Source organism: Sulfurospirillum arsenophilum NBRC 109478 (assembly GCF_000813345.1).
GTDB classification, from domain to species: domain Bacteria; phylum Campylobacterota; class Campylobacteria; order Campylobacterales; family Sulfurospirillaceae; genus Sulfurospirillum; species Sulfurospirillum arsenophilum.
The window spans coordinates 203,080-227,654 of the sequence record NZ_BBQF01000002.1; the positions used below are offsets into that span (position 1 = coordinate 203,080).

General features: G+C 38.6%; 22 protein-coding genes, 1 tRNA gene and 1 pseudogene. 4 read left to right on the top strand and 20 right to left on the bottom strand.

What is annotated here, in order from left to right:
- The first annotated feature begins 6 nt into the window (after nucleotides 1-6).
- The 3 genes from ilvN to SAR02S_RS05400 are packed head-to-tail and all read left to right on the top strand — an operon-like array spanning nucleotide 7 to nucleotide 1,676.
- On the top strand, nucleotides 7-468 hold the full coding sequence (ilvN, locus tag SAR02S_RS05390; RefSeq protein WP_025344773.1) for an acetolactate synthase small subunit: 462 nt from the start codon (nucleotides 7-9) through the stop codon (nucleotides 466-468).
- Nucleotides 468-1,418 (top strand): UDP-3-O-(3-hydroxymyristoyl)glucosamine N-acyltransferase, encoded by a 951-nt coding sequence (lpxD, locus tag SAR02S_RS05395; RefSeq protein WP_041957644.1) that lies wholly within the window; start codon nucleotides 468-470, stop codon nucleotides 1,416-1,418. The genes ilvN and lpxD overlap by 1 nt, the downstream gene beginning before the upstream one ends.
- Before the next feature lie 12 nt (nucleotides 1,419-1,430).
- Complete coding sequence (locus SAR02S_RS05400) at nucleotides 1,431-1,676, top strand: hypothetical protein (RefSeq protein ID WP_041957645.1); 246 nt, start codon at nucleotides 1,431-1,433, stop codon at nucleotides 1,674-1,676.
- 50 nt (nucleotides 1,677-1,726) lie between these two features.
- Here SAR02S_RS05400 and SAR02S_RS05405 read toward each other — a convergent pair whose 3' ends face one another.
- From SAR02S_RS05405 to murA, 13 genes and pseudogenes are all read right to left on the bottom strand, one after another.
- The gene (locus tag SAR02S_RS05405; protein ID WP_041957647.1) at nucleotides 1,727-2,923 is read right to left on the bottom strand and encodes an NAD(P)-dependent oxidoreductase; all 1,197 of its coding nucleotides are present in this window, start codon (nucleotides 2,921-2,923) and stop codon (nucleotides 1,727-1,729) included.
- Nucleotides 2,924-3,043: 120 nt separating this feature from the next.
- Nucleotides 3,044-4,213 carry a pyridoxal phosphate-dependent aminotransferase gene (locus SAR02S_RS05410; protein ID WP_041957650.1) on the bottom strand — a complete coding sequence of 390 codons (1,170 nt, stop codon included), beginning with the start codon at nucleotides 4,211-4,213 and terminating at the stop codon, nucleotides 3,044-3,046.
- Nucleotides 4,214-4,282: 69 nt separating this feature from the next.
- Nucleotides 4,283-4,996 carry a serine O-acetyltransferase gene (gene cysE, locus SAR02S_RS05415; RefSeq protein ID WP_041957652.1) on the bottom strand — a complete coding sequence of 238 codons (714 nt, stop codon included), beginning with the start codon at nucleotides 4,994-4,996 and terminating at the stop codon, nucleotides 4,283-4,285.
- Nucleotides 4,993-6,837: a biosynthetic arginine decarboxylase gene (gene speA, locus SAR02S_RS05420; RefSeq protein WP_041957653.1), complete on the bottom strand. Its 1,845-nt coding sequence runs from the start codon at nucleotides 6,835-6,837 to the stop codon at nucleotides 4,993-4,995. Before speA ends, cysE begins: the two co-directional genes overlap by 4 nt.
- Nucleotides 6,838-6,848: 11 nt before the next feature.
- Nucleotides 6,849-8,057 carry a histidine--tRNA ligase gene (hisS, locus tag SAR02S_RS05425; protein WP_041957655.1) on the bottom strand — a complete coding sequence of 403 codons (1,209 nt, stop codon included), beginning with the start codon at nucleotides 8,055-8,057 and terminating at the stop codon, nucleotides 6,849-6,851.
- On the bottom strand, nucleotides 8,050-8,634 hold the full coding sequence (gene tmk, locus SAR02S_RS05430; protein WP_041957657.1) for a dTMP kinase: 585 nt from the start codon (nucleotides 8,632-8,634) through the stop codon (nucleotides 8,050-8,052). The genes hisS and tmk overlap by 8 nt, the downstream gene beginning before the upstream one ends.
- Complete coding sequence (gene coaD, locus SAR02S_RS05435; protein WP_041957659.1) at nucleotides 8,625-9,107, bottom strand: pantetheine-phosphate adenylyltransferase; 483 nt, start codon at nucleotides 9,105-9,107, stop codon at nucleotides 8,625-8,627. Before coaD ends, tmk begins: the two co-directional genes overlap by 10 nt.
- On the bottom strand, nucleotides 9,104-9,631 hold the full coding sequence (locus SAR02S_RS05440; RefSeq protein WP_041957661.1) for a UbiX family flavin prenyltransferase: 528 nt from the start codon (nucleotides 9,629-9,631) through the stop codon (nucleotides 9,104-9,106). Before SAR02S_RS05440 ends, coaD begins: the two co-directional genes overlap by 4 nt.
- On the bottom strand, nucleotides 9,628-10,365 hold the full coding sequence (flgA, locus tag SAR02S_RS13350; protein WP_156961448.1) for a flagellar basal body P-ring formation chaperone FlgA: 738 nt from the start codon (nucleotides 10,363-10,365) through the stop codon (nucleotides 9,628-9,630). Before flgA ends, SAR02S_RS05440 begins: the two co-directional genes overlap by 4 nt.
- A 152-nt stretch (nucleotides 10,366-10,517) precedes the next feature.
- Nucleotides 10,518-10,592 (bottom strand) — tRNA-Gly (locus SAR02S_RS05450).
- A gap of 268 nt (nucleotides 10,593-10,860) precedes the next feature.
- Nucleotides 10,861-11,208: pseudogene (locus SAR02S_RS13725) on the bottom strand (methyl-accepting chemotaxis protein); the annotation flags it as partial.
- 1,229 nt (nucleotides 11,209-12,437) lie between these two features.
- The gene (locus SAR02S_RS05460; RefSeq protein WP_041957666.1) at nucleotides 12,438-13,634 is read right to left on the bottom strand and encodes a molybdopterin molybdotransferase MoeA; all 1,197 of its coding nucleotides are present in this window, start codon (nucleotides 13,632-13,634) and stop codon (nucleotides 12,438-12,440) included.
- Nucleotides 13,635-13,637: 3 nt separating this feature from the next.
- On the bottom strand, nucleotides 13,638-14,906 hold the full coding sequence (gene murA, locus SAR02S_RS05465) for a UDP-N-acetylglucosamine 1-carboxyvinyltransferase (protein ID WP_041957668.1): 1,269 nt from the start codon (nucleotides 14,904-14,906) through the stop codon (nucleotides 13,638-13,640).
- A gap of 102 nt (nucleotides 14,907-15,008) precedes the next feature.
- Between murA and SAR02S_RS05470 the strand changes: the two genes are divergently transcribed.
- A complete protein-coding gene (locus tag SAR02S_RS05470) occupies nucleotides 15,009-16,913 on the top strand; it encodes a PilZ domain-containing protein (RefSeq protein WP_041957670.1) in 1,905 nt (634 codons plus the stop codon).
- Between the two features lie 16 nt (nucleotides 16,914-16,929).
- On the opposite strand, the gene larB is transcribed toward SAR02S_RS05470, so the two are convergent.
- The 7 genes from larB to SAR02S_RS05505 form a co-directional block, all read right to left on the bottom strand.
- Nucleotides 16,930-17,676 carry a nickel pincer cofactor biosynthesis protein LarB gene (gene larB / locus SAR02S_RS05475; RefSeq protein WP_041957672.1) on the bottom strand — a complete coding sequence of 249 codons (747 nt, stop codon included), beginning with the start codon at nucleotides 17,674-17,676 and terminating at the stop codon, nucleotides 16,930-16,932.
- A 1-nt stretch (nucleotide 17,677) separates the two neighbouring features.
- Nucleotides 17,678-18,484: an ATP-dependent sacrificial sulfur transferase LarE gene (larE, locus tag SAR02S_RS05480; protein WP_041957674.1), complete on the bottom strand. Its 807-nt coding sequence runs from the start codon at nucleotides 18,482-18,484 to the stop codon at nucleotides 17,678-17,680.
- Nucleotides 18,477-19,712 carry a nickel pincer cofactor biosynthesis protein LarC gene (gene larC / locus SAR02S_RS05485; RefSeq protein WP_041957677.1) on the bottom strand — a complete coding sequence of 412 codons (1,236 nt, stop codon included), beginning with the start codon at nucleotides 19,710-19,712 and terminating at the stop codon, nucleotides 18,477-18,479. The genes larE and larC overlap by 8 nt, the downstream gene beginning before the upstream one ends.
- A 17-nt stretch (nucleotides 19,713-19,729) precedes the next feature.
- Nucleotides 19,730-20,989 (bottom strand): lactate racemase domain-containing protein, encoded by a 1,260-nt coding sequence (locus SAR02S_RS05490; RefSeq protein ID WP_041957679.1) that lies wholly within the window; start codon nucleotides 20,987-20,989, stop codon nucleotides 19,730-19,732.
- A 419-nt stretch (nucleotides 20,990-21,408) separates the two neighbouring features.
- Complete coding sequence (locus tag SAR02S_RS05495; protein ID WP_041957681.1) at nucleotides 21,409-21,969, bottom strand: Fe-S-containing hydro-lyase; 561 nt, start codon at nucleotides 21,967-21,969, stop codon at nucleotides 21,409-21,411.
- A gap of 10 nt (nucleotides 21,970-21,979) precedes the next feature.
- A complete protein-coding gene (locus tag SAR02S_RS05500) occupies nucleotides 21,980-22,831 on the bottom strand; it encodes a fumarate hydratase (protein ID WP_041957683.1) in 852 nt (283 codons plus the stop codon).
- A 156-nt stretch (nucleotides 22,832-22,987) separates the two neighbouring features.
- On the bottom strand, nucleotides 22,988-24,397 hold the full coding sequence (locus SAR02S_RS05505) for a DASS family sodium-coupled anion symporter (protein WP_041957684.1): 1,410 nt from the start codon (nucleotides 24,395-24,397) through the stop codon (nucleotides 22,988-22,990).
- Nucleotides 24,398-24,575: the final 178 nt, after the last annotated feature.

Consider the following 24,575-nt stretch of genomic DNA (forward strand, 5'->3'; position numbering starts at 1 on the left):
GAACATATCAGAAGAGTTTTATCTGTTATCGTTTTAAATGAAGATGGCGTTTTATCGCGTATATCAGGTCTTTTTGCAGGACGTGGTTACAACATTGACTCCCTTACCGTGGCTCCAATACCAAAAACAAATCTATCAAGATTGACCATTGTTACCTCCGGAAGCACGCCTGTTTTAGAGCAAATTGTTAAGCAGTTGCATAAATTGATACCAACCTATAAAGTTATTGAATCGGGTCAATTTGTTGAGAAAGAGATGGCATTGGTTAAAATTCCTTTGAGCGAAGATTTTAATGGACTTGATGCGATGCTTAAAGCTTATAATGGAACGATTGCAAGTAGTGGTGAGGATTTTATCGTTGTCATGGTTGCTGATGATTACGATCGTATCGACAATTTTTTAAAAGCAGTTAAAAAATACAACCCAACCGACATCGTTAGAAGCGGCTCAGTCGCAATGGATATTTAATGAAACTAAGCCTTCTTGCTCAAGCGATTTCGCTTGAATTTTCGGGTTTCGATATGGAAGTTACCTCCTTTTCAACACTGAAGGAGGCGACTTCCTCTCACATTACTTTTTTTGAAAATCCTAAATTCTTAACTGACTTGGAAAATACAAAAGCGGGTGTGGTTATCCTTTCTCCATCTTACAAAGAGCATCTTCCAAAAACTTCTCAAGCACTTTTCAGCGACAATCCACATTTAAGCATGGCATATGCCAGTGCCTATTTTGCCAAAAAAGCTTTTGATACATCCATTCCAGCAAAAATTCCAGCAAAAAGTCACATTGCACTACATGTGGTTATTGGTAGTAACACCGTCATCGAAGAAGGTGCTGATATTATGCCGAATGTCACCATTGGTGCGAATGTTTGTATTGGTAAGAATGTCAAAATTTTCCCGAATGTTGTGATTTACGATGATTCAATTATTAAAGATAACTGCATTATTCAAGCAGGAGCAATTATAGGAAGTGATGGTTTTGGCTATGCTCATACGAAGATGGGTGAGCATATTAAAATTCATCATAGTGGCAATGTCATTCTTGAAGAAGATGTGGAAGTGGGTTCTAACAGTACGATTGATAGGGCTGTTTTTGGATCAACCATCATCAAGAAAGGGACAAAAATTGACAATCTCGTTCAGATTGGACATAACTGTGAGATTGGTGAATACAGTATTTTGGTAGCACAAACAGGTATTTCTGGCTCGACAAAATTGGGTCGAAATGTTGTTATGGGTGGGCAAAGTGCTACGGCTGGACATTTGGAAATTGGTGATTTTGCAACGATCGCAGCACGCGGTGGCGTTTCAAAATCAATTGAGGGCGGTAAAATTTACGGTGGTTTCCCACTTTCTTTACAAAGTGAGTGGCTTAAAACACAAGCAAAAATAGCTAAATTTTTTAAAAAGAATTAAAAGGATCACGTCATGGGCGGAAAAAATACTATACTTACTAAATTTCCATTAGCAGGAACCAAAAATGGAATTATCTCAGTTTCTCATTTGGAAGAACCTTACGGAAGTGGGTCATTTGCTGTTGTGAGTATTGGAATTGCTTTGAAGAAAAATGGAGAAGAACCTGATTGGAAAGCGCACATTCCTTATGAGAATCTTGATGAACTTATCAGCGCACTTCAAGATGCAAAAGCACGTTTTGGAACAGAGTCAAAATAATTTTTAGAGTTTTACATGTAAAGCTTTTACATGTAAAACTCATTCTCTCTTTAAATTGAATCAATATACTCTTCAATAGCCACTGCGACACGTTTTGAAAATGCTACTGCTTCAACAACCGTTCTAGCTCCCGTTACAACATCACCCGAAGCAAAAACACCTTCCATTGTTGTTCGTCCACTTTCATCTGTCACAACCAAGCCTTTTCCATCGACTTCAATTGCTTTTGCCGTTTGAACAATATTATCTTTCGGACTTTGACTAATCGCAATCAAAATAGAATCTGCTTCCAGTAAACCTTCTTCACCACTGTCATCAGTACTGCTGTAAATAACACCTTTTTCGGTAATTTCTACAGGTTGTTTGTAAAGATCGAATTTAACACCATCAATTTTGGCACATTCAACCTCATGATGCGATGCGGGGATATCTTCCATACCTTTACGATACATAATGATCACTTCACGAGCGCCATGTCTCACAGCCGTTCTTGCAACATCCATGGCAACATTTCCAGCGCCCAAAACCACAACGGTATCACCAAGACGGTACACAGAAGGATTTTTAAGATAGTCAATGGCAAAATGTACATGCCCTAAGCTTTCACCTTTGATACCTAACTTTTTAGGAGACCAAACACCTGTTCCAATAAATACGGCTTTAAAATCATCGCGAAATAGATCACCCACAGTAATATTTTTACCAACAGTAATATTGGGACGAATCGTGACATCTAATTGACGCAATTTTGACTCAATCGTGTCTAAGATATCTTTGTTCAATCTAAAATCAGGAATACCGTAGCGTAGTACACCGCCGATTTTATCGTGCGCATCGTACATGGTAATGTCATACCCTTTCGCACCTAAAATAACCGCAAGAGAAATACCAGCTGGACCACTGCCAATAATAGCCACTTTTTTGCCATTTTTAACAGGCTTTTCAAATTGAAGATCATTCATATAGAGATCTGAAATATAATTTTCAATGCTTCCTACGCTAACAGCTGTTCCTTTTTTATTGAGAATACAGTGACCTTCACAATGTTTTTCATGTGGGCATACCATAGAGCAGATAACGGAAAGAGGGTTGTTTTCGAAAAGCATTTTTCCTGCTTTTTTAATATCTCCTGCTAAAAAGAGACGAATCATCTCAGGAATGGGAGTCCCAACAGGACATCCTTTAACACAAGATGGCTTTTTACAGCCTAAGCATGTTTTAGCAAGTGTGATGACATATTTATTCATGTCTAGCCTTTATAATATATGTATGTAAAAATAATGTCAGAATTGTACCAAAACCATATGACTTTTGTGTAATTTTTTAAAAGAAGAGGGCACTTTTTAAAAAGTGCCCTTCAGTAGGATCTATTTGTAGTTTTCAACAAACGCTTTAATGCGTCCAATACCATCTTTGATGGTAGCATCATCAGTTGCAAAAGAGAGTCTAAAGTAACCATCGCTTCCAAAGCCAAGACCAGGAACTACAGCAACGCCCGTTTCTTCAAGAAGCTTTGAGCAAAACTTCATTGAATCATGTTCCACAGCTTTGGTGTTCACATAAAGATAAAAAGCACCTTCTGGTTTCATGACTGAAAGACCTTTGATGTTGTTCAGTAACTCATACGCCATATTTCTGCGTTTCTCAAAAGCTAGGCGCATATTCTCAATATCATCATCTACAAGACCATTAAGTGCTGGAATAGCAGCTTTTTGTGTAATAGAGTTGATATTTGAAGTACTTTGACCTTGAAGATCAACAATGGCATCAACAATTTCTTTAATAGGACAGGCAAGATATCCAAAACGCCAACCAGGCATCGCAACCGATTTACTTAATCCATTGACGGTAATGGTTCGATTAAACATATCTTCACTAATAGAGGCAACTGAAGTAAATTTAAGATTATCAAATAAAATCTTCTCATACATCTCATCCGAAACCACTAAAACATTTGTTCCTTTAAGAACTTCAGCCAAACCTTCAAGTTCTGCTTTTGAATAAACAGATCCTGTTGGATTAGAAGGAGTATTAAAAAGAAGCACTCTTGTTTTTGGTGTAATAGCAGACTTAAGCTGTGCTGGTGTAATTTTAAAACCAGTTGCCTCATCTGTCTCAATATAAACAGGTGTACCACCAGAATATTTAACAATTTCAGGATACGTCACCCAATAAGGAGAAGGAATAATCACTTCATCGCCCTCATTAAGAATGGCTTGAAAAATGTTAAACAATGAGTGTTTTGCACCAACATTGACTACAATTTGAGAAGGTTTGTAGTCGAGGTTATTTTCACGCTTAAGTTTTCCAGCAACTGCTTTAAGCACTTCAGGCGTACCTGCTACAGCAGTGTATTTTGAGCAACCAGCTTGAATGGCTTCAATCGCAGCATCTTTCACACGTTGTGGTGTGTCAAAATCTGGCTCTCCTGCAGAAAAGCTAAGAATATCTTTTCCTTGAGCTTTTAGGTCTCTTGCTAAAGCTGTAATGGCTAAAGTCAAAGAGGGTGATAAGACTTGGATTCTTTTTGATAGCATGAAACATTCCCCTATAAAAATATCGTGCAGATTATAGCGAAATATTAATCATTTCTTCCCAAAAAATTTTTATTCTTTAACAGATTCCAAATAGCATTTGTAAATAGCTTCGAGCTCATCATCTTTGATTTTGAGATCTTTATTGGTTGTTAAAACGGCTTCTTCTAAAATCTTGATACGTTTAAACATATAGATAAAAAGCTCTTTGTTGATGTCTGGGATTTTATTGTGTGCCATAGGGCTTTTATCACGCCCTTTTTCAATGACACGGGCTGGAACACCAACCGCAGTTGAATCATCAGGAATGCTTTTTACCACAACCGAATTCGAACCGATACGGCAATTCTCACCAATGAGAATATCGCCTAAAATTTTAGCACCTGAACCAATAACGGTATGATTCCCAATGGTTGGATGGCGTTTGACACCACGATCTAAACTCACACCACCTAATGTAACGCCTTGATAGATCAAAACATCATCACCAACAATGGCTGTTTCACCAATGACAACGCCAAAAGCGTGGTCTATAAAGACACGACGACCTATAGAAGAAGCCGGGTGAATGTCTGTGTTGGTAACAATTTGAGAAATACCCATAATAGCACGAGCAAGGGTTTTAAAACCCTTTACATGTAAAGCATGTGCGATGCGGTAATTTGCTAAAGCCCATACACCGGGGTAGTTAAAAAAAAGCTCTACTTTAGAGTTAATCGCTGGGTCATGCAGAATCGGTTGGGAAAAATCTTCTTTAATTTTTTCCCACAAAGAGACGGAGTTCATTGCGTATTATCCTCATTATTAATCGTTTTAAGATAACCGTTGTCATTTAAGAAAAGATAGATTTCACCCAAAATATGCTTTTTCTCTTTTTCACTAATAATATCAGAAGCTTCAATACGATCATTAAGGTTCTCTTGTACCTCTTTAATATCATAATCAAGATCTTCTAATATATCACTAATACTTTGAGATTCAAGGATGTTCTCGATCTTATAACCATCGTCATCAATGATAATAGTAGCTTCTGTTGGATGAGTAAAAAGGTTGTGTTTCATACCCAATACTTCTTGATAAGCACCCACTAAGAAAAAGCCTAAGAAATAGTCACGATTTTTGATGTCAACATCGTGCAAGAAAAGCGGCGTTTCCGTATTGAAACCAATTTCGCCATCACTATCGCAGGTAATATCCCACAAAGATGCTGAACGTGTTGGTACTTCATCTAATCTATCAAGAGGCATCACAGGGAAGGTCTGACCAATACCCCAAAAATCAGGCAAGCTTTGGAAGAGCGAGAAGTTAACCAAGTAACGCTCTTGCACACGATCTTGAATATCTAAAATCTCACTAAATTTCTTATCAGCAACCAAACCTACCGCTTTTTTGATAATAAGATTGACTAAAATCTCAGTATTTGAGCGATCTTGAAGGTCAATATAACCCAAATCAAAGAGGGTTAGTAAAGATTCCATATGATCGATACTATCATGCAAAAATTCAAGTGCATTTTTACGGTTGATCGTTCCTAGAAGATCATACAACTCTTGTACAAGAGGAGGGTTGACCTCTTTAAGCCTTAGTTTTTGATCGGTATATTCTTGTGAAAAGAGTTCCAAAACAGGCGCAATAAGCACTGCATGGTGCGCGGCAACAAAGCGACCAGATTCAATGAAGATGTCTGGTTCATGAACCCCTTTTTGAGTTGCAATATCTTTAAGCAAATAAACAACGTCATTGGCATACTCACTAAGAGTATAGTTTTTATGCAGTGTCGTTTTATGCTGTGAATACTCTACCGCCAAACCACCACCAAGGTTAATCGCTTTAAGATGCGTTGCCCCCATACGACAGAGTTCTGCGTAAATATTTCCTGCTTCACGAAGCGCTTTTTTCAAAGGAGCGATATCGGTGATTTGCGATCCAATATGAAAGTGAATCATCGTAAATTTATCGAGTAAATTAGCATCACGGAGCATATTAACAGCTTCTAAAAGCTCTGTAGAAGTCAAACCAAACTTGGAGTTAATACCGCCACTTTTTGCCCAAATACCGATTCCTGAGCTATGAAGGCGAATGCGCAGACCAATGTTAGGCACACACCCAAAACGATCTTTTGCTATCGAGATAATGCTCTCAAGCTCATTGAGCCCTTCAATGGTCAGCGTAATGTCATGACCCATCTCCGCAGCAATAAAGCCCAAAGAGATCATCTCATTGTCTTTAAATCCATTGACCGTAATGGGAGCATGAGGGTTATTATATGCCATCGCTAAAATGAGCTCAGCTTTACTTCCCGCTTCGAGACCATAGTTATATTTTTGACCGATTGAAACAAGGTTTTTGACAAAATTAGGAAATTGATTGACTTTAAGAGGGTAAACAGCACTAAAATTGCCTTCGTAACCAAACTCTCTTTTCGCATCAGCAAAACTTTTATAAATCATACGGATCTGTTTTTGGATTAGGTGAGGAAATCTCAGTAGAATAGGACCACGGATACCGTCTCTTCGTATCTCTTGAATGATCTCTATTAAAGAAGGCTCGCAGCCTGTGTTGACTTTTACCTTACCATCTTCGATAAAAAAGTTATCGTTTCCCCATGTTTTAATTCCGTAGTCCAATGTTTTGCTCCTTAAAAATGCACAATATTAATAATTTTTTCTTCTTTGCTTTCAAGATCTTTAATCCAAATTGTCTGCTTTGAAAGCTCGTCTTCACCGATACATACACAAAATTTTACATATAATTTATCGGCGACTTTGAGGTGGTTTTTCAAAGATTTGGCATCATAACTTGTTAAAACTTTATCCGTTTTTCGTTTACGATCTACCAGTTCAAAAACAACATCGAGCGCCTCATCACACAACGCTCCAACATAGTAGCCTTCGCGTGCAACTTCTGGCATTTTAACAAGTTCCATCAAACGCTCGATCCCCATTGCAAAACCAATCGCAGGCGTTGATTTTCCATCCAGAAATTCAACCAAACGATCATAACGTCCGCCACCTGCAATTGCACTTTGCGCACCAATTTCGTTGCTTACAAATTCAAAGGCTGTTTTGGAGTAATAATCTAGTCCACGAACCAGCTTAGGATTGACCACATAAGAGACACCGAATTGGTCCAAAATACCTTTGAGTGTTTCAAAATCATCTTTACATGTAGAACATAAATGATCCACAATTAACGGAGCATCACTGAGCAATGTTTTGCAGTGTTCATTTTTACAATCAAGCACACGAATAGGATTGGTAAGCTTTCGTCTTTCGCAATCCTCACATAAACCCTCACGTGTTTCTAAAAATTTGACAAGTGTTGTGCGATACTGTGGCATACATGCTGGACATCCAAGAGAGTTAATCTCTAAGCTAAAACCAATACCAAGCGCTTCAAACATTGCTCTAATCATCAAGATAATCGTTGCATCTTCCCTGACATCGCTTTCGCCAAAACTTTCAGCACCAAACTGGTGAAATTGTCTTAAACGACCTTTTTGCGGTCTTTCATAGCGAAACATCGGGCCATGATAAAAAAAGCGTCTGTTTCCACCCGCTTTATCAAACTTTTGTTGTACAAAAGCTCTTACGATGCCAGCCGTACCTTCCGGGCGTAAACAGACATCATTTTCACCTTTGTCTATGAACTGATACATCTCTTTACCCACAATGTCACTGCTCTCACCGACACTGCGTTTAAAAAGAGCTGTCTCTTCTAAAATAGGTGTTTCAATAAATGAAAAACCATACTGCTGCGCAATACGCGAACAGGTTTCAATCATATACAAATACGTTTCACTTTGTGGAGAGAGGGTATCTTTCATTCCACGTAATGCATTAATCATTTAAAAATTCCTCAATCTGGTTATAAATTGCTTCGATTTCTAAAGAAGCATCTACTTCTAAGACCTTAATCGGTAAGGTTTTAACAACGCGACGCATTATATCTTGAATCTGTAACAAATAGCTTACACCGCGCTCTTCAATCGCATCGTGCTCTTTCGTTCCAAGTCTTGCTTTTATAAGCGCTTCATTCGTTAAAAAAAGTACAATTTTTTCAGGATAGCTCTCTTCAAGTGCCAAACGGTTCATTTGGAGTAAAAACTCACCATCTACATCGCTATGATTGGCACATGCATAGGCAATCCCCGATAAAAAACCACGATCACTAATAACCAAGCGCTCATTGCGAGCTGGTTTAACAACCGTATCATAGTGTAAAGCGCGATCTGCTAAAAAAAGAAACAACTCTGCATTAAAAGAGCCCTTTAATGCTCCACCCAACAACATTTCGCGAAGTTTCATCCCTGATGGTGTTCCACCAGGCTCTTTGGTAGCTAAAACCGTAGTATTTCGTTTGGCAAACAGTGCAACTTGTGTACTTTTACCTGTGGTATCAATTCCTTCAAAAATCACATACATGTAAATCTACTTTGTAAATAAGGTAAAACGGTAGGTGGAACTAAATGCGAAACATCACCCCCATGCTTTGCGATGGATCGCACAACAGATGAGCTAATAAAGGCATTTTTGAGGCTTGGCATCAAATAAACCGTTTCAATTTCACTCCACAATGAAGCATTGGCATACCCCATTTGAAGTTCAAATTCAAAGTCACTTACCGCTCTAAGGCCACGTATCATCACACGGATATTTTTTTCTTTCGAAAAACTCACCAAAAGATTATCAAACGGTTCGACTTCAACCCCTTCTAAATCTTGAATAGCAGCTTGTACCATCTCAACACGCGTTTCGATGTCAAACATGGGATGTTTTTCTTCGGAAATTGCCACAGCAACCAAAACTTTATCGAAAAGCTTTTTAGCACGTTTTATAACATCCATATGCCCATTGGTAATAGGATCAAATGTTCCTGGATAAATCGCTACTCTCATGCTCCCTCCCAACGTTGAAAAAGATTGTGCTCAATCCCTAAAAGATCAAACCATTTACCAATCAAAAAATTCTCCATCTCTTCAAGGCTCGAAGCTTTTGCATAATAACCCAAGATTGGAGGTGCAATATGTATACCAAGCATGGAAAGTTTGAGCATGTTCTCTAACGCAATCGCGGAAAAAGGCATTTCACGAGGTGCTAACAGAAGAGGGCGTTTTTCTTTGATCATGACGCTCGCAGTTCGTGTTAAAAGATTATCCGCAATACCATGCGTAATTTTTGCCAATGTGTTCATACTACAAGGAATAATCGCCATAGCATCACATTGAAAAGAACCCGAAGCTGTAATGGCTCCTATGTTATCATCATCGAGTAAAAATGTATTGGCTTCTTTGGCAAAAACGACTTTAGCGTGATCGGAAATAATAACGTACTTTTCTATGTCACGAGGAAGTGCTTTAAGAAAAGAGAGGCCAAGTTCGACACCACTGGCACCACTAATGCCTACAATGATGCGTTTCATTCGAGAATTACCGCTTCTTTTGTCGATACAATTTTTGCATTCAAAATTTTACCTTGCTCTGTTTTAATCTTAACAACATCACCGATATCAGCATCTTCAACAAGCGTTGCTTGTACTTCTATCTGCAAGCCACCTTCTTTTAATAGGGCTCTTATACTATCTTTTTTCGAGAGTGTTTTTTTTATATCAAAATGATAATCTGCGATAACTTGCCCCTCTTTAATACTGGTTTTAATCATAGCATTTTGGGGTATTTCGTTTAAAACAGCTCTTGTCGGAATGCCTTCTAAACTCATCAAAATGCTCTCGTAGTCATCGTTTGTAAGGATTTTACCGTTAAGCAAATTACGTTTCGCTTTAAATACCAACATCTTAGCATTCATCTCATAGTTAAAATAGAGTTTTCTCTCTTTATCTCCCACTTTAAAAATGGCGACAAAAGAACCACTGTTTTTTTTGAGTGTTGTCTCAGGGATATTCACGCCAACGAACTGATAGCGTTTAAAATCAACAGGAAGTGACGATTTAGCAGAAATGCGGGGTTTCTCTTCGATAAGTACCGTAGGGGAAGCTTCTTGAAATTTCTTCAAAAAGGCATCTTCAATAGCATTGGATTTACCCATCAACGTGCAGTTACGCTTAAAAATAACAACACCATCACTGCTGTCAATAATAGTCACATTGCGATCGTTAAATGCTGTGCGTATAACATTTGAGGGGATTGTGTATTGCATACGATCTTTTGGAACCTGAAGAATAACAGGATTATCACTGCTTTGATAACCAAAAAAAGAGGCTCTAAGCGTGTCTTCTTCAATACAATAGGTTTTATCGATATAAAGGGATTGGGCAAAAAGGGAAGATATAAAAAGAAGTAAAACCAAAATGGAGCGGGAAACGAGGTTCGAACTCGCGACCCCGACCTTGGCAAGGTCGTGCTCTACCACTGAGCTATTCCCGCAAATCGGACGGAATTCTACCAAAAAAAACCCTTTATGTCAATCTATTTGAACTAGAATTGTAGCACAAATAGATTTTAAAGGGCTTAGAGAGCAACTTTAGACCTTGAAAATAGTGATTTCTTGCTCTAATTCTACGGTAGAAAGATTTAAACGGCTGGAGATATTCATCAAGTCATCAGCAATCTTTTTATTTTCATGTGCAAGCCCTGTCGCTTCCTCAACGCCTTGTGTCAGTTGATCAATCTCTTTAGAAATACTCAACGCCTTCTCATAGGCTATCGTGGTAATTTCCAAGCTTTTGGCTGTCTTCTCTTTGGTTTCATTTGCCATCGAAGAGATTTTAATAGCATTTTCATTAAGATGTACTACTTTTTGGCTATTTTCTTTGATATTTTCACTTGCACTTGAGACACTTTGAACCACAACACTGATCGTGACATCGATTTCACAAAGTGACTTTTGAGTACGCTCAGCGAGCTTTCTCACTTCATCGGCAACAACGGCAAACCCTCGACCATGCTCTCCTGCACGTGCTGCTTCTATGGCAGCATTAAGCGCTAGAAGATTGGTTTGGTCTGCAATATCTTTAATCATCTCAAGAACAGAGCGAATTTGAGTTGTCTGTTCTGCTAGATTGTGCATTTGTGAAGATATATGTTGCTCATCTTGGCTGACATGGTTAATGCTTTCAACAATCTCATCCAGTGTTACGATCATTTGATCCAACATGACATAATCTTCTTTCATATATTCAGCAGAGGCTTCTGAAATGTCGCGAGACTCTTGTAATTCGTTGTTGATCTTCGTGGTCAGTTTTTTGACATTATCTACGATACGATCTTGATTTTGGGCAACACGCGTAATCGTATGTGCCGATGTTTGCATACTTTTATTTGTTTCCAAATTGGAAGCCATCGTCAGCTTTGCTTTAATCAAAGCTTGCTGTAACGTAGAGAGGAGGGTGTTGAGATTTTCACTGATATTGCCCATTTCATCTTTATTTGCAACGACAATAGGACGATTGAGGGCTAAATCTTGTGTAATGTCTGACAAGTGATCACTAATCCGTGCAATTCCTTTAACCAAATAGCGTGTAATCGCAAAAAGAAGTCCTGAGGTAATGAGTAAAATAAGCGAAGAGATACCAATAACAAGGTAAAGATTGTTGTGCAATTTGGCACTAATCTCAACACTGATATCTTTGACACGTTGGTTCGTAAATTTAGAGATATTATCAAAACGTCCACTAATGTATTTACAATCTGCCTCAATTTCAACTGCCATATCACCAATATCTTCTCGGTTATCTTTTTGATAGAGCTCGTAGATACGTTGATATTTAGGAGCGATTTTTTGACTGTAACGCTCATACGCTTCATTCAGATGTTTTTTGAGCGTCGGTTCTGTATAAAAGTCACTTTGTAGTGCTTTATCAAAAAAGGCTTTCATGTTTTTTTCAACAAGCGGCAAACGCTCTTTAGCTTGTCCTGTTGGTAAAAATTCACTGGTCACATGAATGAGATCATTTAAAATCATCTCAAAATTATCACGTGCAACAGTAATTTCATTGTCTGGAACCACATTTTTTTCGTAAATGGTTTCCAAAGAAGTTTTGCCAATGAGGCTAGCGTTAATACTCACATACGAGAGGATTACCAAACCAAGAACGGTTACAATCGAGATAAAAAGTAGTTTTGTCGAGATCTTTATTTCGTTAAACATCACATTCCCTTAGAAGAGCACTTTGTCAATTTCGTGACGCAATATTATCTAAAAAAATATCAAAAGGTCAAGTTTTTTAAACTAAATCTATATCTAAGGGAGACAAATGTTAAAAATAAATATTAAAGTAATAAAATTTTGATATCTTTTCCAGCTTCAACACTGCCAATTTCTTCGTCACTAATCCAAAGTGCATTACTGTTTACAAGGGGTTTTACCATACCTGAGCCGTATTTATTTTCACCAAAAACATAAAATTTCCCATCGTTCAAAGTGCCTAAAACAAGGTTGACACGACCTGATTTTACATTAAATTTCTCTACATTGAGGGCACTTGTTGCATCAAAGTTAAAGTTTTTTTCACCTTGAAGTTTTTTAAGTAATGGAATTAAAAATAAGAATGCATTGACATAAGCGGCCAGAGGATTTCCAGGCATGGAAGCTACAATGGTTTCACCCATTTTGCCCATCATGGTAGGTTTTCCTGGCTTAATATTAATGCCATGAAATGAAGCAGAAAAACCATTATTAAGAAGTGCTTGCTCTACAAAGTCAGCCTCGCCCATACTCACACCACCACTCGTAACTAAAACGTCGTACTGTTTCATGCGAGAAAAATAAGCAGTTGCTGCTTCTAAATTATCTGGTATGACACCACAGTAATGCGCAATAAAGCCATGTTCAGCGAGTAAAGAACGTAAGGCAAGGGCATTGATATCGTAAATTTCATCTTCACTGGCATTTTCCCAAGGTGATTTGAGTTCATCGCCTGTAGAAAAAATAGCAATCTGCAATTTTTTATAAACTTGCACCATGCTAATACCTTGTGATGCAAGCAATGCAATTTGACGAGACCCCAAACACACACCTTCTTCTAAGATGACAGAACCAATGCGCTCTTCTTCACCTTTAAGACGTAAAGCATTGCCTTTTTTAATGGAAGTTGGAAGAACAGCTTTTAAGTCATCGTAAAAGATGCAGTCTTCAAAAGGAATGATTGTATCGGCATCATCCGGCACTTTTGCACCTGTCATGATTTTATAGCACTCATTTTCACTTAAACATGCTTCTACGACATTGCCTGCAAAGATGGTTGCTTTGATGCGAAGTTCACTTAAGCCTTCTTTGTGCTTGAGCGCAAATCCATCCATGGCAGCATTGTTGTAAGAGGGGAGATTTTTCTTACATGTAATCTCCCGAGCCAATGTTCTACCCAGAGCATCAAATATACTCACCCAGACGACATCAGGCTTATTGGATGCGAGAGAAAGGCTCAGTCTTATCGCCTCATTAAAACTGACCACTTGCTCTTTTTTCATTTTTTATTCCTCTAGTCTTTCGATGTGAGCGCCTAATTTAGAAAACTTGCCCTCTAAATCTTCATACCCGCGATCAAGGTGATAAATTCTGTGAATTTTGGTGGTTCCTTCCGCTACAAGTGCCGCTAAAATAAGCGCTGAACTCGCCCTCAAATCCGTTGCCATAACATCAGCTGCATTGAGCTTCATTTTGCCTTCAACCGTTGCACTATGACCTTTGAGTTTGATGTTTGCACCCATACGCGAAAGCTCACTGACGTGCATAAAACGGTTTTCAAAGAGACGCTCATCAATGATGCTCGTTCCTTTGGCTTGCGTACACAGTGTCATAAATTGCGCTTGAAGATCGGTTGGAAAACCTGGGTATTCGGTTGTTTCAATGTCTGAAGGTAAGATTTTGTCCGCTGGATGAATGGTCAATGTTGTCTCTGTCTCATCAATTTTGAAGCCCATTTGTTCCAATTTTAAGATAACCGCATCAAGATGTCTTGGATTGACATCGGTAACCGTAATTTTCGACTTTGTGATTGCACCTGCACACAAATACGTTCCCGCTTCAATACGATCAGGGATAACACGAAAATCTTGAATATCTAAAAGTTTGCCACCACTTCCTTTGATAACAAGTTTAGAGGTACCAATACCTTCAATACTTACTCCAGCTTCGGCTAAAACTTCACACACTTGAACGACTTCTGGCTCTTTTGCTACATTAAACAACGTGGTTGTGCCATGCGCAAGGGCTGCTGCCATAATGATATTTTCGCTTCCCGTAACAGTCACTTTATCAAAAATAATAGTTGCACCTTTAAGTCCTTTAGGCGCTTTGGCTAAAACATAACCTTGTTTAATCTCGATGATGGCACCCATTTGCTCCAAAGCTTTTAGGTGAAGATCAATAGGGCGCTGTCCAATAGCACAACCACCAGGCAAAGAGACTTCACAGTGTCCAAAACGTGCAAGTAATGGTCCAAGCGTTAAGATGGAAGCTCTCATTTTACGAACGATATCATAATTGGCACATGCAGAATTAACTGTTGTGGCATCGACATCAACCACATTTTTATCTTTACATGTAAAGGTTGCACCCAAATTGGAAAGAAGTTGTAATAAAGTTTTAACATCCGCCACTTGTGGCATATTGGAAATCGTAATTTTTCGTTTTGAGAGGAGGGTTAACGCTAAAAGGGGGAGTGCAGCATTTTTTGCCCCTGAAATAGAGACGCTACCGCTAAGTTTTTGCTTCCCTTCGATCGCTAAATAATACATCATTCGACTGTTCCTTTTAAAAGATAAAGTATTGTAGTTAAAAAATGATTAAATTTTCTATGAATTTTGGTAGAATGTAAATTCAGATGATTATGAGGAAATCCGATGCTTTTAGAACAATTCTTACACGAAACTCGTTATCTTTCCATCGCACATCTCTATTTTGATGAAGAAAAATTAACAATCTTGCATCATGCAAAAAATGAACATTCCCATTTTCAATCTTTTGATCTCAACAAAGATCTTAAAGCTGTTCCTATGGCAGATATTTTATTTATTGAAATTGGCGAGAGTACCAAAGAAAAACTCAAACTTCTTGTCAGTATTTTTACAAAACATCAGCCCATTATCTCCTATATTTTCGCAGACGATGTTGAAAATAGCCTTCTGCTCAAATTTGCACTGCATTTTGGTCTTACAGATGTTCTACCACTTAAAAATGATGAGAATTTACTCTTGTCTATCTTTACTAAAAATCCTACAAAACTTGATAATAAACTCTATATTTTTCAAAAAATAGAACTTGAAAAAAAGATCGAACACTTTTTTCCTTTTTTTGTTTTTCATGGTGAAAAACTCACTTATGCCAATGCAAAAGCTAAAATGCTCTATGAAACAAATGATCTAGCAGACATCCAAGCAAAAATAAACCATGACGATGAACTCTGTCAAGCTCTCAAAGAAAATGAAGATGCCCAAGGTATCATTATCATCGAAGCAGCTTCGGGGCAGAAAGAAAGCCATTTGTGTGTCATCAAATCCTTTCCGCAAAGCAGTGAAAAAATAGTGACATTGATTAGCTATGATCCCCAAAGTGAACCAAAAAACTGTTCTACAATACTGAATAGATTTGACTTCATTGATAAACTTAAAGATCGCCTTGCGCAGCAAAGTGTAACAAATGTAGCCGTTTCACTCATTTTTATCAATATTTCAAACCTTGAAAAGCTCAATAAAACGTTTACAAGCACCACCATTTATGATTCCTTTAAAAATTTAATGGCAAAACTTTTTCAACTTAAAGAGGCACACCAAGAGCTCATTCAATGGAGTCCAAATCTATACATCCTTATGGGAGAAGAGGACAACTTTGAACATGCATGTGAACAGACAAAACATTTGCAACAAGAGCTCATTCTCGCTACTGAAAATGAAAAAATAACCCCTATTATTCTTACTTCTGCTTTTCACGTCGAATCAGATGATCTTAATGAAGTCTTAGAGTATATCGAGAAGATTAATACAAAAAACCTTTTGCCTCACGATATTGCAAGGATTCAATATTTCGAGTTGGATTATTTTGACAATATCATTGATGAACAAGAACAGATCGCTTATTTGATGCACAATTGTGTCAATAATAAAATCCCCATTAAGCTTCTTAATATCTACAAAGGCCTCTGCATCAATACCAACTCGCACATCCAAAAGATGTTACCTGAGAACAGTTACCAATTAACCTGTGAAAACCTTCAAGGTTATGCGATGCAATTAGAAGGTGAAACCGTTTTACAAGCACCCAACTTCCCAAAAGACATCAAAGCGGATGTCGCTATGGTTGATATTAAACACTCTTTAGTCATTATGAAAAATCTCAAATTTATGAGAAATAGTGCCAATAGCAGACAGCACACACGTGTGCAAACCAACATTCGCACACCAGTACTCATCAAATATGGACATCTTTCCTCTGCACAAGGTGAAATTCTTGATATTTCAGTTAATTCCATTGCCATGAAAGTTACGAAGTCATTATCTGAAGATGAGTTGATGTATCAAAAAGTAAAACTGAATTTTTCACTGCCAAATGAAGAGGGTGAGAATGGTTATGTGCTTATGAATATCGAAGCAAAAGTAACCTACATCACGCAAAAAAATGGCGCTAGTAAAATTGTGGTAATGATGGAAAATCTTCCTAAACCGTATGATGACTACTTACTACGCTATATGTACAATCGCCAAAAAGAGCTGATTTTTGAGATTAGAAAGGCAACAAAAGCTTATAATTAAGGGTTTTTACCCTTAATTATAAATGGTTAATGATGCTCGCGTTATACGCCGCGCCAAAGCCATTGTCGATGTTGACAACACTCACACCACTCGCACAACTGTTGAGCATAGAAAGAAGTGCTGCGACACCTCCAAAGCTTGCACCATAGCCTACACTGGTTGGTACAGCAATGACGGGTTTATCGACCAACCCGCCGATGACACTTGCAAGTGCTCCTTCCATACCAGCGATGACAATGACCACTTTAGCATTTTGGATGACATCTAAGTGTGCAAACAAACGGTGAATGCCCGCAACGCCCACATCAACCACTTTTTTGACATGGTTTCCCAAGATACGAGCCGTCTCGTACGCTTCCTCAACCACATAAAGATCGGACGTTCCAGCTGCTATGATGGCGATGTAACTATCAGGTGGTGTTGTAATCTCACGCTCAATGGTTATGGTTCGACCCATCAAATTGTATTTAGCTTCTGGTGCGATGGCTAGAACAGCTTCATACGCCTTGTCATTGGCACGCGTAATGAGAATGTTGTTTTCTTTTGCCAAAAGTCTTTGGGTGATTTGAGCAATCTGATCAGGTGTTTTACTCTCACCATAAATGACTTCGGGATAGCCCAAACGAACACCTCTGTGGTGATCTATTTTGGCAAAGTCCAACTCTTCAAAGGGCTCACCTTTGATTTTTTGCATCGCATCGGCAATGCTCACATCGCCATTTTTAACCGCTTCTAAAAGCTTTTCGATTCCTTGTCCGCACATCTTAAGCGCTCTTTTCACTGCGTGATTCTGCGATAGAACCTTGTCGGTATCCCTCTAAATCAAGCGTTACATGTAAAAAACCAAGTGACTTCAAATGATCTCTCAGCTCTTTCATACGTGCATCATTCACAAAGCGAATCATTTCGCTCTCTGGCATCTCAATACGTGCCAATCCATCGACGTAGCGTACACGAATATGCCCATAACCTTGGGATATCATATACCCCTCAGCATCGGCAACCATCAACAAAGCTTTATCGTTAATGGTCTGATTGTAAGGAAAACGTGTAAGCAAACACGCATAAGAGGGTTTATCCCACGTGCTAAGACCAATCTCTTTTGAAAGGGCTCGAATCTCACGTTTGGTCAGCCCAGCATCCAATAGGGGTGTTTTGATACCCAGTTCGCCAAGTGCAACACGACCGGGTCTAAACTCTTTTGTATCATCCACATTGCTTCCTTCGGCAACCGCACTAAAACTTTTTTGCTGTGTAAAATCAAGAAGTGAAGAGAAAAGGGCATGTTTACAAATATAACAACGATTGTTAGGATTGCTCTTAACCGCCTCAATCCACGGCTTTTTAACCACTTCGTGTTGTACACCAATCTCTTTGGCAATACGCACGGCATCAGCAATCTCCCAATTTGCAATATACGGCGTTGAAGCAGTAATCCCAATGGCTTTATCTCCTAAAACATCGTAAGCAGTTTTAAGTAAAAAACTACTATCGACACCGCCTGAAAAGGCAACCAAAAGACTGTCATAGGAAGCAATAATCTCTTTTAAATGTTCGTATTTTTTATACATCTCTTTTTCTCTCTTTCATCGCAACGGTAACACTTTCATAGACATGTAAAATGGGAAGCTGGTATTTTAGCGCTGCTTGTTTGCATTCTTCGTATTCGGCTTTGTATTTGAGCATTTTTCCACCCATAAAGACACATTTCACATGAATCTCTCCGTAAGGCGTTGTAACACTGATAATCTCACGATCTAAGGCTACTTTTTCAACACGTTGACGTCTAAGCCCTATGGATGTCGTCTCCGAAAAGATCACCTCCATCGCCTCAGCTTCTTTCTCAGCGCTAACTAAAACACTGAGTTTCACGCCCAAACGGTTTTTCTTCGTTGTAATCGCTGTTGTATAGACATCTTTCACGCCTATTGCAAACAATCTTTCTTGTACGTAAGAGAGTATTTCAGGGCTCATATCATCAAGATTAGTCTCTAAAACAATCTCTTCATCCACGGGCACGGCATCTTCTTCGATTTCACCTAAAAGCACACGCAACACATTAGGAATCGCAAAATCTTTGTGACCAATGCCATAACCAATCTTCTCGATCATAAAAGATGATTTTTCACAAAATTCGTCTACATTGGCTTTAATGATCGCAGCGCCTGTGGGTGTTGTTGTCTCAGAGGGTACACGACCCAAAGTCACAGGTACATTTTTTAAAATCTCAAGTGTCGCGGGAGCGGGAACAGGCAGTGTACCATGAGCACACTGCACAAACCCACCACCTAGCTCAATTTTAGAAGCGATAATTTTGTTTACATGTAAAGCTTCCAAACAGATCGCAGAGCCTACAATATCAACAATAGAATCGATTGCTCCCACTTCATGAAAGCCTACATCTTGAGGCTCTTTACCATGTATTTTTCCTTCAGCTAATGCCACGCACCAAAACATTTTTAAACTTCGCTCTTTAACGGCATCACTTAAAGCGCTCTTTTGAATCAACGCTTCAATGCTCTTAAAGGTACGATGTTCATGATGATGGCGCGCATGAGAATGAGAGTGCGGATGAACATGCCATCCACTCTGCTGATGTGGTGTCAATGTGACATTCACTTTCGTTCCGCTAATGCCCATTTTAGACGCTCGTTGTATATCAAGACTAAACGCAGCATCTAAAGAAAGCTTGGAGAGCTCTTGCTTTAGGTAGTCACTCTCTACACCCAAATCAAGCATCGCTCCAAGGTGCATATCGCCGCTAATACCGCTAAAGCAGTCATAATATAAAACTCTCACTAGACCTCTTTTTTACGTTATTTTGTCACAAGTTTTGGAACAGTAATCGAACCAAATGGAAGCACAATGATGCTTGCATCTGCACCTTTTTCTTTGATCGCTTCTGCAAGTGCTACATGTAAATCATGGTAAGGCTTTAAGTGTACCGCTTTCATCTCTTCATCCGTGAGTTCACTCACCGCCCAACTTTGCGCCCAAAGGTTAATCTCAGCCATTTTAGCCGCTTTGTGATAGCCTAGTTTATAACCGCATTTGATTTTATCCAGTACCGCTTGTGCTGAGTGTGCTGAACTCATCAGTTTGAAAAATCCTTCCTCACCAATACCTGTACGGCATTTTGCAACCATGATAAGAATACCATTTTCTTTCAGTGCGAGCTTGCCGTTATCAAGAGCTTTTTGAGATTGGTAAAGGTCAATGTCCATCGGATACGGAGCAACAGAGATAACGATGTCTGCTTTTTGAGGAATATTGACACAAAAGACTTCATCGGCTTTATCAATGCCTGCATAAAATGAATCACTGAGATCGCCAGCTCTTACAGCACAAATATCGTGATCGCTATCAAGTACAGTCATAATGGCAAAGACATCAATGTGTTTTAAAACACCCATGGCATCCATCATATCTTCATGCACAGGATTGCCTTTTAGGCTAAGCGCTTGTGCATTGGGGTGAAGGGCTAAAAGGTGATTTTGTTGAATCGTATCATACGCCGCAACACCTGGTAAAAAGGCTTTTCTACCTCCTGTATACCCTGCGAAGTAGTGTGGTTCAACCGAACCAATAGGACATACTTTTTTTGCCTCTGCTACAATTTTATTGAGATACATCTCTGTGCCATTGGTTGATTTACCAAGATAGACCATTTCATCGTTATGAGAATCGTGACTCCAGAGACGATTTTTAGCTTTTAAATCCTCATAAATCTCTTTACCTAAGATAAAATGCCACTCTTCCTCTGTTGGCGCTCTATGACAGCCTGTTGCTACGATAAAGAAAATATCTTTATCTTTGATCTTTGGATAGATACGAGCAAGCACTTTACGCGTTGGAGTAGGGCGAGTACCATCATTGACAATAAATACAATACGCTCATCTGTATCGATAAATGTATCAAAAGCCTCTTTACCAATAGGGTGAGCTAGAGCTTCATCAATCGCATGATTGTAGTCAATCTTAGGGACACTATTAGGATTGTAGACACCTATAAGCTGTTTTTCGTTAATATCCAACTCGAATTTTTCATCTTTTCCATATCCAACACTAACTTTCATACATTATCCTTTATCACCATTTATATATTTTCTAATTTAGACTTCAATGCCACCATAATTTCATCAAAATATTACCTTCAAAACTTAACTATTGATACATGATATTTTATCACCGATAAATCAATGTTTATAAAAATTTTTATCGAAAAGAATGACGCACACAAAAAGGCCAAGAAGATTTTGATAAAAATTTTATTTTGAAAAAGAACGCAAGAGAGAGCCAAAATAGGCTCTCATACTTGAATGTGTCAGAATGATGTTACAGACTTTTACAAAAGTCCGTAACATTTGACCTTTTGTTTCTCATAAAACTCGTTTTATGAAGCTTTAGGAGGTGTCGGGGATATATCCCTGACCTTAAACAATGGGTTTTACTCATTGTTTAAGATACCGTTACGCAAACTGCGTAACATCAAATACTAAAATACTTCGTATTGTGCACGGCCAATTTTATAAAGGTCTGCACCAAAAGTGTCATTAATAACCGTAAGAGGGAAATCAACAACTTCAAGTTTTCTAATAGCTTCAGGACCCAATTCTGGGTATGCGATAACTTCAGCACTTTTAATTTGGCGTGCAAGAAGTGCGCCCGCACCACCTGTTGCTCCAAAATAAATTGCTTTAGATTTAACACAAGCGTCAATAACATCTTGGTTACGTTTACCTTTACCAATCATACCTTTAAGACCTTGCTCATTGATAAGTTTTGGAGAGTATGAATCCATTCTGTAAGAAGTTGTTGGGCCTGCACTACCAATTGGGTCACCCGGTTTTGGAGGAGTTGGTCCAACAAAATAAATAACCGCACCTTTCATATCAAAAGGAAGAGGTTGTCCTGCATCTAAAAGATCAACCAATTTTTTGTGTGCTGCGTCACGTGCTGTGTAAACAACACCTGTTAAATAAACAATATCGCCCGCTTTTAGTTGTACTACATCTGCGTCACTAAGTGGTGCTGTTAAATGATAAGTTTTGCTCATAATTTTCTCCTTATAGCTTGATATGCATGTGTCTTGAACTATGGCATTGAACGTTAACGCTCACTGGCAAGCTCGCAATATGGCATGGATTTTTTTCAATATGAACACCTAGAACTGTGTTTGTTCCGCCCATACCCATAGCACCGATACCCAAGTTATTAAGAAGTACCATTAACTCTTCTTCCATTGATTCTAAAACGGGGTCTGTATTTTTGCTTCCAAGCTCTCTAAAGAGTGCATGTTTTGAAGAGATAACCGCTTTTTCAAATGTTCCACCAATACCAACACCAACAGTAAGTGGAGGACATGGATTTGGACCTGCATCAGAAATGACTTGTTTAACGTATTCAATAATACCTTTTCTTCCTTTTGCAGGAGGAAATACAGTTGCGCGAGAAACGTTCTCAGAACCGCCACCTTTTGCAGCATATTCGATGTCTAAGCCATCACCCTCAACAAGGTCAAAATGAATGATTGCTGGGAGGTTATAGCCTACTTCGTCTTTTAGGTTAGCTCTTGTGTCCCAATGACAGGTAGAAGCTCTTAAATAACCCTCTTTATAGCCTTGTTCAGTTCCTTCGTTGATTGCTTTTTTCAAGCTACCACCAACAACTTTAAGATCTTCGCCCACTTTAATAAAGAAAACAGCTAAGCCTGTATCTTGGCAAAGAGGTCTTGCTTCATTTGCTGCGATATCCGCATTTTCCAAAATCTGCTTAAGAACTTGTTTACATACTTCACTCTTTTCAGTTTTATATGCAGTTTCTAATGCATTATAAGCATCTTTAGGCAAGTTTGTTGCACTGTAAAGAATCATATCCTTTACACTCTTGACGATATCTTCGTACTTGATTTCTCTCATTTTTCATCTCCGAAAAAGTTGGTTTTGGTCACACATAGTACTAAGCGTAGAGGTGCTTTGTTGAGTTTACATTTAAAAGGAGGGCACCTCTACAGATCTTTACATGTAAAAATCTGTAAAAGTGTACATCCCCACGAAGGGAATGTACCTTTAGCATTATACGAAAATAAATACACCTACAAGTAAAACGGCAAGGTAAATTGCTGCGAATAGTGCACCTAATGCCCACCAACGTGCTTGGCTGATATAACCAGCACCATACCAAATTGGTGAAGGACCTGTTCCATATGGAGTGATGATACCCATAATACCAAGGCTACCTGCAAGTAAAATCATAAATGATGGTAATTGCTCAGGAGCGATAAATTTAACAGCGATCAATGCAAAAACAGGCACCAACGCTGAAACGTGCGCTGTAACGCTTGCAAAGAAGTAATGTAATAAGAAGAATACAACAAGCATTGCAATCATCAATGAGATTGGAGCAAGACCTGATAATGAACTCTCTGCCAAAGTACCGATCCATTTTAAGATACCTACTTTTGCTAAACCACCGGCAAGTGCAACAAGAGTGGAGAACCATACTAAAACGTTCCAAGCACCTTTGTTACCAATAATATCGTCCCAAGAGATTACATTACAAAGGACCATTAAACCAACAATAGAAATCGCTGCGGTTGTAGCATCAATATGTAGTTCTTTACCAAAGATCCAAAGGACAAGTGCAAGTACAGCAAACAACAACATCATAATCTCTTTGAAAGAGACAGATCCCATTTTTTTAAGCTCATTAGCAGCCCAAATTGGTGCTTCAGGAGATTTTTTTTGTGTTGGAGGATACACAATGTATGCTAATAATGGAGTCAACAAGAAAAGTGGTAACATCAAAGGAATCATGATAGTTGCCCATGCACCCCATTCAATCGTTACTTTAGCACTTTTAGCAATAAGATCAATCGCTAAAAGGTTTGGAGCAAGTGCTGTGAGGAACATTGAACTGGTTACACATGTTGAAGCCATTGCTACCCATGTAATATATGCACCGAGCTTTCTTGGCTCATTTTCAGGAGTAGAGTTGAAGATTTGTGGGATGTTGATCGCGATAGGGAAAATCGTACCACCACTTCTTGCTGTGTTTGAAGGCATAAAAGGAGCCAACAATAAGTCAGCGAATGCTACCGCATAACCAAGACCGAGTGAGCTTTTACCCATAAATTTAACCATGATAAGAGAAATTCTTTTACCAAGACCGGTTCTTTGATATCCCGCTGCAAACATAAATGCTGCAAAGATCAACCAAATAATAGAGTTGGAAAAACCAGAAAGCGCCCACTTAATACCCTCAGCAGGTTTTGGATCAATAATGCCCATTAAGGCAACTAAACATACACCAATCCAACCTACAAGTGCAGCAGGGACTGGTTCAAGAACAAGACCTACAACAACTCCTAGAAAAATTGCCATAAAGTGCCAAGCATTAGCACTTAAACCTTCAGGGGCTGGGATAAACCAAACAACTAACACTACCAATACTGGGATCAGCATGGATATTGCTTTTTTCGACATCGCGAAACCTCCATAAATAAATTTTACTCAACATCTCGTAATTAAGACTGGTGTAATTATATGGCGATAAAAGAGATATAAATGAGACTTTTTTGATAGAATTACGAAAAAACATCACTTTATACTTATATAAATCTTAAAAAATATAACTGTATTGTTTTTTTATAGCTAAATTTTA